Source organism: Dermacoccus sp. PAMC28757, from assembly GCF_014302635.1.
GTDB lineage: Bacteria > Actinomycetota > Actinomycetes > Actinomycetales > Dermatophilaceae > Dermacoccus > Dermacoccus abyssi.
The window spans coordinates 2,193,168-2,206,453 of record NZ_CP060292.1 but is presented as its reverse complement, the minus strand read 5'-3'; the positions used below and the strand labels follow the sequence as shown (position 1 = coordinate 2,206,453).

The following is a 13,286-nucleotide window of genomic DNA, read 5'->3' as shown; positions in this document are numbered from 1 at the left end:
CTCAGACCTCCAGACCGAAGATGTTCGGCACCCGGTCGAGCGCCGTGAGGAACGCCTCGACGTCGTCGGCCGTGGAGTAGACGTTGAAACTGACACGGCTGCTCGCCACGGCGCGAAGACGTCGGTGCAACGGCCACGCGCAGTGGTGACCGGTACGAATGGCAACACCGGCGTCGTCGAGAATCTGCCCGACGTCGTGCGGGTGCACCCCGTCGACGACGAACGCGACCGCACCGAGTCGGGCACCTGCGTCCTGGGGGCCGAGCACGCTGACCCAGGGACGCTCGGCGAGGCCGTCGAGCGTGAGTTGGATCAGATCCTGCTCGTGACGCAGCACGTTGTCCATGCCGAGCGCCTCGAGGTAGTCGCACGCGGCGGCGAGACCGACGGCCTGGGCGGCGTTCGGCGTGCCCGCCTCGAAGCGCTGGGGCGGGGGCGCGAACGTCGTGCCTTCGAGCTTCACGATCTCGATCATCGATCCGCCGGTGAGGAAGGGAGGCATCGCCTCGAGGAGTTCGTGTTTGCCCCACAACACACCGATGCCGGTGGGACCGAGCATCTTGTGGCCGGAGAAGGCGAGGAAGTCGACATCGAGCTGTGCCACGTCGACGGGCATGTGCGGCACCGACTGGCACGCGTCGAGAACGACGAGTGCCCCGGCCTCGCGAGCGATTCTTGCGAGGTCATTGACGGGGTTGATCGTGCCCAGCACGTTGGAGACGTGGGTGAAGGCGACGACCTTGGCCCGCTTGGTGATGACCTCACGCGCCGAATCGAGGTCGACGAAACCGTCGTCGGTGATCTCGATCCAACGGAACGTGGCGCCGGTACGACGTGCGAGTTCCTGCCACGGCACGAGGTTCGCGTGGTGCTCCATCGCCGTGACGACGATCTCGTCACCGGGGCCCAGCGCGAACTTCGAGGCGATCGCCTCGTCGACGCCGTCCATCGCGCCGGGCGCGCCGGCGTTGCTGAAGGCGTACGCGACGAGGTTGAGAGCCTCGGTGGCGTTCTTGGTGAACACGATGTCGTCGGCTCGCCCACCGATGAAACGGGCGATGGTTTCGCGCGCGCCTTCGTAGGCGTCGGTGGCTTCCTCGGAGAGCTGGTGGGCTCCTCGGTGCACCGCAGCGTTCACGGTGCGGTAGAAGTCGCCCTCGGCGGTGATGACCGACTCGGGGCTCTGCGACGTCGCACCGGAGTCGAGGTAGACCAGCGGCTTGTCGTCGCGGACGCGGCGCGCGAGTAGCGGGAAGTCCTCGCGCACGCGCGCCGCGTCGAACGATGCGTGAGCCATGATCAGGCCTTCGCCTCCGCAGCGGCGTTGACGTAGCGGTCGTAGCCCTCGGCCTCGAGGCGGTCGGCCAGCTCGGGGCCACCCTCCTCGGCCACCTTGCCGTTGACGAACACGTGGACGTGGTCGGGCTTGATGTAGCGCAGGATGCGCGTGTAGTGCGTGATGAGCAGGACGCCGCAGTTCGTCTCGTCCTTGGCGCGGTTGACGCCCTCGGAGACGATGCGCAGCGCGTCGACGTCGAGGCCGGAGTCGGTCTCGTCGAGGATCGCCATCTTCGGCTTGAGAAGCTCCATCTGCAGGATCTCGTGGCGCTTCTTCTCGCCGCCGGAGAAGCCCTCGTTGACGTTGCGCTCGGCGAAGGCCGGGTCCATCTTGAGGTTGCCCATGGCGCCCTTGACGTCCTTGACCCACGTACGCACCTTCGGTGCTTCGCCGTCGATGGCCGTCTTGGCCGTGCGCAGGAAGTTCGAGACGGTGACGCCCGGAACCTCGACGGGGTACTGCATGGCGAGGAAGAGGCCCGCACGGGCGCGCTCGTCGACCTCCATCGCGAGGACGTCCTCACCGTCCAGCGTGACGGTGCCCGACGTGACCGTGTACTTGGGGTGGCCGGCGATGGAGTAGGCCAGCGTCGACTTGCCGGAGCCGTTGGGGCCCATGATGGCGTGCGTCTCGCCCGAGTTGATCGTCAGGTTGACGCCCTTGAGGATCTCCTTCGTGCCGTTCTCCGTCTCGACGGTCACGTGAAGATCGCGGATTTCCAGCGTTGACATGCTTGTTCGTCCTTCTGTCAGGAAAGTTTCGGGGGTGCTCAGGCGGGGATGCCGACGAGGATGTCGTCGCCCTCGAGCTTGGTCGGATAGACGTTGACCGGCTGCGTGGCCGGCAGGCTCATCGGCTCGCCGGTGGCGTAGGCGAACTTCGAGCCGTGCAGCCAGCACTCGATGCCGTCGTCCTCCACCTCGCCCTCGGAGAGGGAGACTGCGGCGTGCGAGCACGTGTCGTCGAGCGCGTGAACGTCACCGGCGGAGTCGCGCGCGATGCAGATCTGCAGGTCGTCGATGTCGACCTTGACCGCACCCGGCGTACCGATGTCGCTCAGCTGCGCCAGCTTGACCCACTCGATGTTCGCGTCGCTCATGCCTCGGCTCCTGCGCTCTCCACGAGCTCGGCCGTGGCGGCGAGCTCCTCGTCGATGGCCTCCATGAGGGGCTCGACGACCTCGGCGACACCGATCTTGTTCACGATGTCGGCGAAGAAGCCGCGCACGACGAGACGACGTGCCTCGTCCTCGGGGATGCCACGAGCCTGCAGGTAGAACAGCTGCTCGTCGTCGAAGCGGCCGGTCGAGGAGGCGTGACCCGCACCCTCGATCTCGCCGGTCTCGATCTCGAGGTTCGGCACGGAGTCGGCACGGGCGCCGTCGGTGAGCACGAGGTTGCGGTTGAGCTCGTAGGTCTCGATGCCCTCGGCCTCGGCGCGGATGAGCACGTCGCCCACCCAGACGGTGCGGGCCGTCTCACCCTGCAGGGCACCCTTGTAGGCGACGAGGGATGTGCAGTTCGGCGCGTTGTGGTCGATGAACGAGCGGTGCTCGAGGTGCTGACCGGAGTCGGCGAAGTACACGCCGAGGAGCGTCGCCTCTCCCCCGGGCCCGGCGTAGCGGACGTTCGAGTTCATGCGCACGATGTCGCCGCCGAGCGTCACCGCGATGTGGCGGTAGCGCGCGTCACGGCCGACGAGTGCGTCGTGCTCGGCGAGGTGGAGAGCGTCGTCCTCCCAGCGCTGCACGGTGACGACCGTGAGGTCGGCGCCGTCGCCGGTGACGATCTCGACGTTGGCCGTGACCTGGGCCGAGCCGGTGTGCTCGAGGATGACGAGCGCCTTGCTGTGCTGCTTGGCCTCGATGACGAGGTGAGCGTTGGCCCGCTTGTCGCCACCCTTGCCGTCGACCGCGATGCGCACCGGTGTGGCGAGCTCGGCCTCGGCCGGGATGACGACGTGGTCGGCGTTCGGCGTCAGGGACGACGCGAGAACCGAACCGCGGTCGCTCGGCACGAGTACGGTGCCGCGCGGAGCCTCACCCTCGGCGAGCGTGCCGGACTCGAAGCCCTCGCCCGTCACGGTGACCGTGACGGCCTCGGGGTCGGTCTGCTTCTCGGCGAACAGCGGCGAGAGGCGGTCGACGGGCGTGAAACGCCACTCCTCCTCGCGGCCGCTCGGGACACCGAAGGCACCCAGGTCGAAGGACTTGCGGCGCTCGGCGCGCGACTGGTCCGGGATCGTGGCCCCGTGGCTGTGGTCACCCGCGAGAGTGGCCTTGTCTGCCTTGCCCATTTCTGGCGTGACGGCGGTCATCAGCCGACGGCTCCTTCCATCTGGAGTTCGATGAGGCGGTTGAGTTCGAGTGCGTACTCCATCGGCAGCTCACGCGCGATGGGCTCGACGAAGCCACGCACGATCATCGCCATGGCCTCCTCTTCGCTCAGGCCGCGGCTGCGCAGGTAGAACAGTTGGTCCTCGGAGACCTTGGAGACGGTGGCCTCGTGACCCATCTGCACGTCGTCCTCGCGGACGTCGACGTAGGGGTAGGTGTCCGAACGCGAGATCTGGTCGACGAGCAGGGCGTCACAGACGACGGAGCTCTTCGAGTGCTCGGCGCCCTCGAGCACCTGCACGAGACCGCGGTAGGAGGTACGGCCGCCGCCACGGGCCACGGACTTCGACACGATGGTCGAGCTCGTGTTCGGCGCGGCGTGGACCATCTTCGCGCCGGCGTCCTGGTGCTGGCCCTCGCCCGCGAACGCGATCGACAGCGTCTCGCCCTTGGCGTGCTCGCCCATGAGGAAGACGGCCGGGTACTTCATCGTCACCTTGGAGCCGATGTTGCCGTCGATCCACTCCATCGTGGCGCCCTCTTCGCAGGTGGCGCGCTTCGTCACGAGGTTGTAGACGTTGTTCGACCAGTTCTGGATCGTCGTGTAGCGAACGCGGGCGTTCTTCTTGACGACGATCTCGACGACGGCCGAGTGCAGGGAGTCGGTCTTGTAGATGGGGGCGGTGCAGCCCTCGACGTAGTGAACGTAGCTGCCCTCGTCGGCGATGATCAGCGTGCGCTCGAATTGGCCCATGTTCTCCGTGTTGATACGGAAGTAGGCCTGCAGCGGGATGTCGACGTGGACGCCCGGCGGCACGTAGATGAAGGAGCCACCCGACCACACGGCCGTGTTGAGCGCGGCGAACTTGTTGTCACCGGCGGGGATGACGGAGCCGAAGTACTCCTTGAACAGGTCCTCGTGCTCACGCAGACCGGAGTCGGTGTCGACGAAGATGACACCCTTCTCCTCCAGGTCCTCGCGGATCTGGTGGTAGACGACCTCCGACTCGTACTGCGCGGCGACACCAGCGATGAGGCGCTGCTTCTCGGCCTCCGGGATGCCGAGCTTGTCGTAGGTGGCCTTGATGTCCTCGGGAAGCTCGTCCCACGTGGTGGCCTGCTTCTCCGTGGACTTCACGAAGTACTTGATGTTCTGGAAGTCGATGCCCGTGAGGTCGCTGCCCCAGTTCGGCATGGGCTTCTTCTCGAAGAGGTTGAGCGACTTCAGGCGAAGCTTCTTCATCCACTCCGGCTCGCTCTTGCGGTCCGAGATGTCGGTGACGACATCCGGCGACAGGCCGCGCTTGGCGGATGCGCCGGCGGTGTCGGAGTCCGCCCATCCGTACTCGTAGCGGCCGAGGTCGGCGAGACCTGGGTTGAGCTCCTCGATCGTGCTCATCGCTGCTCCTCCTCATGTGGGGCGGCATTGTTTCGGTCGGTGGTGATGGTGGGGATGAATGTGGTGCACACGTGGTCGCCGTGCGCGAGCGACGCGAGCCGCTGGACGTGGACGCCGAGAACCTCGGAGAACACCTCGGCTTCCGCTTCGCAGAACTGGGGGTGGTTGGCCGCCACATGCTGTACCGGGCAGTGACCCTGGCACAACTGGACGCCCGCGAGCGGCGTGCCCTGCGCCACCGGGCGTGTCGACGCTGCGAAACCCTGGCTGCTCAACGCGCCTGCCAGGGCGCGGGCGCGGGCGTTCGGGTCGTCACCGGCGGCGTCCACGAGGGGCTTGACCGAGTGGGCGATCTCACGGGCGCGCTCACGAGCGACAGCCTCGACGGCCTCGTCTCCCCCGACGCGCACGAGGTGCTCGAGAACCTGGTTGGCGAGCGTGTCGTACCCGGCCGTCATGGCGGCGTGGCCGGCGTCGGTGAGGACGTAGGCGCGTGCCGGCCGGCCGCGGCGCTTGGCTCCGGACGACGGGGCCTCCCGCTCGGCGATGAGACCGTCCGCGACGAGTGCGTCGAGGTGACGGCGCATGGCGGCCGGAGTGAGGCCCATGCGCTCGCCGAGTTCGGCGGCGGTGACAGGGCCGTGTTCGGAAACGGCGAGCCGGACGCGTTCGCGCGTCGGCACACTCTGGGGTGCAGCAGGACTCGCAGCGGCTCCTGGGTTCACAGGCTCCGGCGTCATCGCCTCGCACCTCCTTCGATCGCTTCGTCGACGTGGCCACGTCAACTCTCCATCGAAATTAACAACACCCATGTTGCGTAAATCGATTCCCTCGCGAAACTGAGGTTTACCTCACTTCGACCGCCGGGAGACGCCGTGTGGCCCCCGAGTACGCTGTTTCGGTGCCTCATCCCCCGTCGCCCGCAGTGAAACGACCCGAACCGGCCGAACACGCCGTTGTCGTCGACGGTGTGTCGCACGCTTACGGCGGTGTGGAGGCATTGCGCGACCTGTCGTGGCACGCGCCGGCCGGAGCCATCACGGCGCTTCTCGGGCGCAACGGCGCGGGCAAGACGAGCGTCGTCGAGATGGCCGAGGGACTTCGCCGACCGGACTCCGGCTCCATCCGCGTGTTGGGAGCCGAGCCGTGGAACGCGGACGCCGCCCACCGTGCGCGTGTGGGCGTCATGCTGCAGGACGGCGGCCTGCCAATGGGGACGAAGCCCCTCGCGCTCCTTCGCCATCTCGCGTCGTTCTACGCCGAGCCCCGTGACATTGACGAACTCGCCGGTGCGCTCGACATCCCCACGTTCAACCGCACCTCCGTGCGGCGCCTCTCGGGCGGTCAGCGCCAGCGCGTGGCTCTCGCGGCCGCCATGATCGGACGACCCGAGGTGCTCTTCCTCGACGAACCGAGTGCCGGCCTCGATCCGCACGCTCGCCGCGACGTCTGGGATCTCGTCGAAGCCGAACGGGAGCGCGGCGCGAGTGTTGTCGTCACGACCCACTCGTTCGAGGAGGCGGAGCGCCTCGCCGCCCACGTCGTCGTCATGAACGAGGGCCGGTGCGTCGCGCAGGGTTCCCTCGCGGACGTCACGGACGGCCGTTCGCTCGAGGACGTCTACTTCGACCTCACCGGGAAGGGAACGCCGTGAACGCTGCCGTGGAACGAAACGCGAATCCGGCCGCACCCGCCCCGGCTCGGGTTCGCGCACAGGCACTCTTCGAGGGGTGCACGCTGCTCTCCCACGGCGAGCAGCTCATGGTCTCCGTCCTGCTTCCGGCGATGGCGTTGCTCGGGCTGCACTTCAGCTCCACGCCGGACCTCGGGCCGGGACGACGCATCAACCTCGCGGTTCCCGGCGTGCTGGCCCTCGCGGTGGTCTCGACGGCATTCACCGGCCAGGCGATCGCGACGGGCTTCGATCGTCGCTACGGGGTTCTGCGCCTGCTGGGCGTGACGCCCTTGGGCAGCCGCGGTCTGATGATCGCCAAGGCTGTCGCCGTGGCCGGTGTCGTTCTCGTGCAGACCATCCTGCTCGGTGGCCTCGGCTTCGCCCTGGGCTGGCAGCCGCGCATGGACGGTGTTCTTCCGGCCGTCCTCTTGTTGGCTCTCGGGTGCTGGGTGTTCGTGGCCCTCGCCCTCACGGTGGCCGGTCGGATCCGCGCCGAGGGCGTTCTCGTCGTCGCCAACCTTCTGTGGGTGCTGTTCGCCGTCGGCGGCGGCCTGCTCATGCCCACCTCGCGCTACCCCGACGCCTGGGCAGCTGTCGTGAAGTACCTCCCGACGGGCGCGCTGGGTGACGGTCTGCGCGGCGCGTTGACCGGCCAGGGAAACACCGTGGTGCCGATGCTCGTCCTCGTGGTCTGGGGCGCCCTCCTGACGTTCGTGGCCGCGAAGGCCTTCCGCTGGAGCGACTGAACCTCACCGTGAGGGTGAGCCCTCTCGGGCCTGGACACGGGTCTGGCGCCCCACCACAAGGGTGAGGCGCCCGACGCGTGTGGGTCGGCCCCCCGAGCCTCAGAGCTCGTCCAACTCGCCCTTCGCGTACTTCTTCTGCATCTCTTCGAACTCCCCCGACTCGGCGAACTCCTTGAGCTCGTCCTGGGTCTTGTTCGCGATGCTGCGCTCGGTCTTGTTGAGCTTGCGGTTGGCCATCACCACGTCGTTGGTGACGGGGCGTCGCTCGTCCTCGTAGGCCCGCAGCGCGGTGTCCACGGCCGCACCGTCCCTGAGGTCGACGCCGGTGAGGTGCTCGGCGATCGCCTGGCCGTCGAGAATGGCCTGTGAGCCCCCGTTCGCACCGATGGGGTACATCGGGTGGCCGGCGTCGCCCATGAACGTCACGCCGCCTTCGCCCCACGAGCCCAGCGGCTCACGATCCGTCATCGGATAGCGCAACACGTCGGTCGACTCGGCGACGAGACCCTCGATGTCGAGCCAGTCGAATCCCCAGCCCCGGAACGTCGGGACGACGTCCTTCGGGTCGGTCGGATCGTTCTTCGTGTCGTCGACCGAGATCGTCCGGGAGTCAGCCTCGGGCACCATGGCCACCCAGTTGATGAGTTCCTCACCCTCGTTCTCCACGTCGCGGGAGATCGGGTAGGCGAGGAAACGCTTCCCCTCCTCGCCGTAGATGAGCGTCATGGTCGCGCCGTCGAGGAATGGCTCCCGCACTGCGGTGCCGCGGAACATGCGCGTGCCCTCCCAGTGGAAGGACGTGTCGGGGTGCAGTTGCTGACGCACTGATGAGTGGACACCGTCGGCGGCGAGGAGGACGCGCGCTGTGACCTTCTCCGCCTGTTCCGAGTCGCGGTCGGTCACTGTGACGTTCACGACACCGTCGCTCAGCTCGAACCCTCGACGCGCTGACCGGTGCGCACCGCGTCGGATCCGAGGCGCTCCAGAACGGTGTCGAGCAGCATGTTCTGCAGTTCGCCGCGGTGCACAGCGATCTGCTGCTCTTCCGGCGAGAAGGTGCGCTCGGCGAGCAGCGCTCCCTCGCGGGCAAGGTAGCGCGCCGACGACGTCGGGACGCCGAGCTTCTCCAGGCGCTCGCGCAACCTCAGCCTCGTCAACACCTCGACGGCCGGCGGCTGAAGGTTGATACCGACGCCGAGAGGCTCGATCTCGCGGGTGCTCTCGAGGATGACGGGCCGGATGCCCTGGGCGTTCATTGTGAGCGCCGCGGTGAGGCCGGCTATGCCCGCTCCCGCGATGACAACGTCGGAGGTGGTTTCGGGTGAAGTGGACACTTCGATCCTTTCCGTCGGGCACGTTCGGAAAGTACGGGTGACGCCCGGAGTTCCATAGCGTCGCTATCCGCGGCAACCGTTGAACGTTCGTTCACATTGCCGCTGCGCATGTGACGCACTGGCGTCCGACCGGTGGCGGGGGCGTGACGGCGTCCTACTACCCTGGAGAGGTGACCACCTCCCCCGCTTTCGTCCCACCTCCGGCCGAGCCTCGCGAGGGTGTCCGAGCCGACAAGGCACCGGTTCACCCGTGGCTGCGCCGTCTGTTCTGGCTCAACCTCGCGGTCGAGATCGGCATCGTCATCACGGGTGGTCTCGTCCGCCTCACAGGCTCCGGGTTGGGATGCCCCACCTGGCCGCAGTGCGTGCCCGGCTCGTTCACGCCCGTCGAGCACCAGGAGCAGAGCTACCACAAGTACATCGAGTTCGGGAACCGCACGCTGACCGGTCTCGTCTCGGTGGTCGCACTCGCTCTCCTCATCGGCATCATCAAGTGGGCGCCTCAGCGCAAGGGGCTGCGCGCCCCTGTCGCGGGTGTGCTCGGTGGCATCGCCCTGCAAGCGATCGTCGGTGGCATCACGGTGCACATGGAGCTCAACCCCTTCATCGTGGCGCTGCACTTCCTCATCTCGATGCTGCTCGTCTCCGCTTCGGCCTGGCTCATCTGGCGCGGCCGCGAGGGCGACGGCGAGCGTCGCCTCCTCGTCGTGCGACCCATCGAGATCACCGCGTGGCTGACGACGGCCGTCGCCTTCGTCGTTCTCGTGCTGGGCACGATCGTCACGGGTTCGGGCCCGCACTCGGGTGACGCCGTCGCGCCGGCCCGCACTGGATTCGACCCGCGTTCGGTCTCCTGGCTGCACGCGGACGCCGTCATGCTCTTCGTCGGCCTCGTCATCGCCGTTCTCCTCGCGCAGAAGGTGACGAAGGCATCGCATCAGTCCGTGAAGATGTGGACGGGCCTCCTCGTCGTCACGCTCGCGCAAGGCGCTATCGGATACGTCCAGTACTTCACCGGGCTGCCCTGGGTCATCGTGCTCGTCCACATGTTCGGTGCGGCACTGCTCGTCACCTACATGACGTGGGCGATGTGCTCACTGCGCGAGCGCATCTGACGCTTCGCAAACACAAACACAAACGCGAACGCCCGCCCTGCACGAAGCAGGGCGGGCGTTTCGTCGTTGTCCGCCGAAGCGGACAGCGACTCAGCCGGTCACCGCGAAGTACCACAGCGGGTCGAGGGCCACACCGATGAACAGCAGCGTGAGGTAGCTGATCGAGTAGTGGAACAGGCGCATCGGCTTGAGCACCGAGTACGGCGCACCCTCCTTGGCACGCTTGAGCAGCATGTGAGCCTCGAAGAGGAAGACGCCACCCGAGATGACGGCGATGGCCGTGTAGATCCAACCCATCGGTGCGATCGGGATGAGGGCGAACGACGTCAGGACGGTCACCCACGAGTAGGCGACGATCTGCTTGCCGACGGCGAGGTCCTCGGCGACGACCGGCAGCATCGGCACGCCGGCGTTGGCGTAGTCGTCCTTGAAGCGCATCGACAGCGGCCAGTAGTGCGGCGGCGTCCAGAAGAAGACGACGAGGAACAGGACGACGGCGGCCCAGGACAGCGAGTCCGTCACGGCGGCCCAGCCGATGAAGACGGGCATGCAGCCGGCGACACCGCCCCAGACGATGTTCTGCGACGTGCGGCGCTTGAGCAGGACCGTGTAGAAGCCCACGTACAGGGCGATCGCCGCGAGAGACAGCAGCGAGCTGAGCCAATTGACGAGCAGACCGAGCCACAGCGTTGCGGCCACACCGAGCACGATGCCGAAGATCAAGGCGTTGCGCGGCGAGATGGCACCCGTCACGAGGGGGCGACCCTCGGTGCGGTGCATGAGCTTGTCGATGTCACGGTCGAGGTAGCAGTTGAGCACGTTCGCCGACGACGCCGAAAGCGTGCCACCGATCAAGGTGGCGATGATGAGCCACGCGTTCGGAATGCCGCGCTCCGCGAGAAACATGACCGGGAAGGTCGTGATGAGCAAAAGCTCGATGATGCGCGGCTTGGTGAGCGAGACGTAGTCACCGATGACCGTCTTGAGGGGACGCTTTCCACCAGCGGCGCCATCAGGGCGCGAGGTGTCGGTGTCTGGTTCGAGCGCTGTCACGACGTCCTTCACGAATGCTCTCGGGGGTGACGGGCAAGACCCCGTCTTGGGGCCAGTCTACTCAGCGTGACTGCGCCCCTCGAAGAGGACTAGTGTCGGGGTCGAGAACGAATCCGATGCTAAGGAGCATTCCCCGTGACGACGGAACAGCCCACCACCACGTGGCAGCGCGACGAGTCGCTCGCGTCCCCCAAGGCCGACAAGGTCGGCTGGTCCGACGTCGACCAGCGAGCGGTCGACACCGCGCGCCTGCTGGCAGCCGACGCCGTTCAGAAGGTCGGCAACGGCCACCCGGGTACGGCCATGAGCCTCGCGCCCGTCGCATACCTGCTCTACCAGAACGTCATGACCTACGACCCGTCCGACACCGAGTGGATGGGTCGTGACCGTTTCGTCCTCTCGTGCGGCCACTCCTCGCTGACGCAGTACACGCAGCTCTTCCTCTCGGGCTCCGGCCTCGAGCTCGACGACCTCAAGGCGCTTCGCACCTGGGGCTCGAAGACGCCGGGTCACCCGGAGGTCCACCACACCAAGGGTGTCGACATCACCACCGGCCCGCTCGGTTCCGGCCTGTCCTCCGCCGTCGGTATGGCCATGGCACAGCGTCGTCAGCGGGGCCTGTACGACCCGAAGGCGCCGGCTGGCGAGTCGCCCTTCGACCACCACGTCTACGTCATCGCCTCCGACGGCGACATCATGGAGGGCGTCGCCTCCGAGGCCAGTTCGCTTGCCGGCCACCAGGAGCTCGGCAACCTCACCCTCATCTACGACGAGAACTACATCTCGATCGAGGACGACACGAACGTCTCCTTCTCCGAGGACGTCGCGAAGCGCTACGAGGCCTACGGCTGGGACGTGCGCATCGTCGACTGGCGTGGCTCGGCCAAGAACGGCCCCTACACCGAGGACGTCGACGCCCTCTTCGAGGCGATCGAGGCCGGCAAGAAGGTGACGGACAAGCCGTCCATCGTCGTGCTGCGCACGATCATCGCCTACCCGGCTCCGACGAAGCAGAACTCCGGCAAGGCCCACGGTTCGGCCCTCGGTGACGAGGAGATCGCCGCCACGAAGAAGCTGCTCGGCTTCGACCCGGAACAGACCTTCCAGGTCGACGAGGAGGTCATCGCGCACACCCGCAAGGCCGTCGAGCGTGGCCAGAGGGCGCACGCCGCCTGGCAGGAGAAGTTCGACGCGTGGAAGTCGGCCAACGCCGACGCCGCAGCGCTGCTCGAGCGCGTCGTCGCGAAGAAGCTTCCGGACAACCTCGCCGAGTCCCTGCCGGTGTTCGACGCCGACGAGAAGGGCATCGCCACCCGCGCTGCCTCCGGCAAGGTGCTCAATGCCCTCGCCGATGTCGTGCCCGAGCTGTGGGGCGGAAGCGCCGACCTCGCCGGATCGAACAACACGACGATGGACAACCAGCCGTCGTTCATCCCCTCGGACCGCTCGACGGACACGTGGACGGGTAACCCGTACGGCCGCACGCTGCACTTCGGCATCCGTGAGAACGCCATGGGCATGATCCTCAACGGCATCGAGCTCGAGGGCCTCACGCGCGCCTACGGCGGCACGTTCCTCGTGTTCTCCGACTACATGCGCCCCGCGGTGCGTCTCGCAGCCATCCAGCAGCTCCCGTCGATCTTCGTGTGGACGCACGACTCCGTCGGTGTCGGCGAGGACGGCCCGACGCACCAGCCGATCGAGCACCTCACTGCGCTGCGCGCCATCCCGAACCTCGCCGTCGTCCGTCCGGGCGACGCGAACGAGACGGCGCAGGCGTGGAAGAAGATTCTCGAGACCACCGACCGCCCGACCGGCCTCATCCTGAGCCGTCAGGAGATGCCGACGCTGGACCGCTCCGAGTACGCCTCGGCCGACGGCGTAGCCAAGGGCGGTTACGTCCTCGCCGACTCCGAGGGCGAGCCCAAGGTCATCCTCGTGGCCACCGGCTCCGAGCTCGGCCTCGCCGTCGCGGCCCGGAAGGAACTCGAGGCCAAGGGCGTTGCCACCCGTGTGGTCTCGATGCCGTGCCGTGAGTGGTTCGACGAGCAGGACGACGCCTACAAGGAGAGCGTCCTGCCGAAGAACGTCACGGCCCGCGTCGCCGTCGAGGCGGGGCACCCGATGAGCTGGTACGACATCGTCGGCACGCACGGTCGTGTCGTCGGTATCGACCACTACGGTGCCTCGGCCGACGCCAAGACCCTCTTCAAGGAGTTCGGCTTCACGCCCGAGAAGGTTGTCGAAGCCGCTGAAGCCTCCATCGCAGCAGTCGAAGGAAAGTGAGTAC

General features: G+C 67.3%; 13 protein-coding genes. 4 read left to right on the top strand and 9 right to left on the bottom strand.

Going from position 1 to position 13,286, the window contains the following annotated elements; translation table 11 throughout:
- Window position 1: 1 nt before the first annotated feature.
- Genes H7F30_RS10495 through H7F30_RS10470 form a run of 6 tightly spaced genes read right to left on the bottom strand, consistent with a single transcriptional unit; the run spans window position 2 to window position 5,813 of the window.
- Entirely contained in the window at window positions 2-1,297 is a 1,296-nt protein-coding gene (locus H7F30_RS10495; RefSeq protein ID WP_187034976.1) for a cysteine desulfurase, read from the bottom strand.
- 2 nt (window positions 1,298-1,299) lie between these two features.
- On the bottom strand, window positions 1,300-2,070 hold the full coding sequence (sufC, locus tag H7F30_RS10490; protein ID WP_047312788.1) for a Fe-S cluster assembly ATPase SufC: 771 nt from the start codon (window positions 2,068-2,070) through the stop codon (window positions 1,300-1,302).
- A 38-nt stretch (window positions 2,071-2,108) separates the two neighbouring features.
- On the bottom strand, window positions 2,109-2,438 hold the full coding sequence (locus H7F30_RS10485) for a non-heme iron oxygenase ferredoxin subunit (RefSeq protein WP_187034974.1): 330 nt from the start codon (window positions 2,436-2,438) through the stop codon (window positions 2,109-2,111).
- Window positions 2,435-3,655, bottom strand: coding sequence for a Fe-S cluster assembly protein SufD (sufD, locus tag H7F30_RS10480; protein ID WP_187034972.1), 1,221 nt, complete (start codon window positions 3,653-3,655; stop codon window positions 2,435-2,437). Before sufD ends, H7F30_RS10485 begins: the two co-directional genes overlap by 4 nt.
- The gene (gene sufB / locus H7F30_RS10475) at window positions 3,655-5,073 is read right to left on the bottom strand and encodes a Fe-S cluster assembly protein SufB (protein ID WP_118912418.1); all 1,419 of its coding nucleotides are present in this window, start codon (window positions 5,071-5,073) and stop codon (window positions 3,655-3,657) included. The genes sufD and sufB overlap by 1 nt, the downstream gene beginning before the upstream one ends.
- On the bottom strand, window positions 5,070-5,813 hold the full coding sequence (locus tag H7F30_RS10470; RefSeq protein ID WP_118912419.1) for a metalloregulator ArsR/SmtB family transcription factor: 744 nt from the start codon (window positions 5,811-5,813) through the stop codon (window positions 5,070-5,072). Before H7F30_RS10470 ends, sufB begins: the two co-directional genes overlap by 4 nt.
- Window positions 5,814-5,974: 161 nt before the next feature.
- Between H7F30_RS10470 and H7F30_RS10465 the strand changes: the two genes are divergently transcribed.
- Window positions 5,975-6,727, top strand: coding sequence for an ABC transporter ATP-binding protein (locus tag H7F30_RS10465; protein ID WP_255464760.1), 753 nt, complete (start codon window positions 5,975-5,977; stop codon window positions 6,725-6,727).
- Window positions 6,724-7,494, top strand: coding sequence for an ABC transporter permease (locus H7F30_RS10460; RefSeq protein ID WP_255464759.1), 771 nt, complete (start codon window positions 6,724-6,726; stop codon window positions 7,492-7,494). The genes H7F30_RS10465 and H7F30_RS10460 overlap by 4 nt, the downstream gene beginning before the upstream one ends.
- A gap of 99 nt (window positions 7,495-7,593) precedes the next feature.
- On the opposite strand, the gene H7F30_RS10455 is transcribed toward H7F30_RS10460, so the two are convergent.
- Together H7F30_RS10455 and H7F30_RS10450 are read right to left on the bottom strand one after the other, a co-directional pair.
- The gene (locus H7F30_RS10455) at window positions 7,594-8,409 is read right to left on the bottom strand and encodes an FAD-dependent monooxygenase (protein ID WP_187034970.1); all 816 of its coding nucleotides are present in this window, start codon (window positions 8,407-8,409) and stop codon (window positions 7,594-7,596) included.
- An 11-nt stretch (window positions 8,410-8,420) separates the two neighbouring features.
- On the bottom strand, window positions 8,421-8,828 hold the full coding sequence (locus H7F30_RS10450; RefSeq protein WP_187034968.1) for an FAD-dependent monooxygenase: 408 nt from the start codon (window positions 8,826-8,828) through the stop codon (window positions 8,421-8,423).
- A 170-nt stretch (window positions 8,829-8,998) separates the two neighbouring features.
- Here H7F30_RS10450 and H7F30_RS10445 point away from each other — a divergent pair, with 170 nt between their 5' ends.
- Window positions 8,999-9,943, top strand: coding sequence for a heme A synthase (locus tag H7F30_RS10445; RefSeq protein ID WP_187034966.1), 945 nt, complete (start codon window positions 8,999-9,001; stop codon window positions 9,941-9,943).
- A gap of 90 nt (window positions 9,944-10,033) precedes the next feature.
- Here the strand turns inward: H7F30_RS10445 and H7F30_RS10440 are convergent, their stop codons facing one another.
- Entirely contained in the window at window positions 10,034-10,996 is a 963-nt protein-coding gene (locus tag H7F30_RS10440; RefSeq protein WP_255352633.1) for a heme o synthase, read from the bottom strand.
- Between the two features lie 135 nt (window positions 10,997-11,131).
- Between H7F30_RS10440 and tkt the strand changes: the two genes are divergently transcribed.
- Window positions 11,132-13,282, top strand: coding sequence for a transketolase (tkt, locus tag H7F30_RS10435; RefSeq protein ID WP_187034964.1), 2,151 nt, complete (start codon window positions 11,132-11,134; stop codon window positions 13,280-13,282).
- Window positions 13,283-13,286 lie beyond the last annotated feature (4 nt).

Excerpts from the sequence above, each read along its gene's own strand:
- H7F30_RS10485 (WP_187034974.1), bottom strand. The coding sequence starts at position 2,438 with ATGAGCGACGCGAACATCGAGTGGGTCAAGCTGGCGCAGCTGAGCGAC.
- H7F30_RS10470 (WP_118912419.1), bottom strand. The coding sequence starts at position 5,813 with ATGACGCCGGAGCCTGTGAACCCAGGAGCCGCTGCGAGTCCTGCTGCA.
- H7F30_RS10495 (WP_187034976.1), bottom strand. The coding sequence starts at position 1,297 with ATGGCTCACGCATCGTTCGACGCGGCGCGCGTGCGCGAGGACTTCCCG.
- sufD (WP_187034972.1), bottom strand. The coding sequence starts at position 3,655 with ATGACCGCCGTCACGCCAGAAATGGGCAAGGCAGACAAGGCCACTCTC.
- sufC (WP_047312788.1), bottom strand. The coding sequence starts at position 2,070 with ATGTCAACGCTGGAAATCCGCGATCTTCACGTGACCGTCGAGACGGAG.
- sufB (WP_118912418.1), bottom strand. The coding sequence starts at position 5,073 with ATGAGCACGATCGAGGAGCTCAACCCAGGTCTCGCCGACCTCGGCCGC.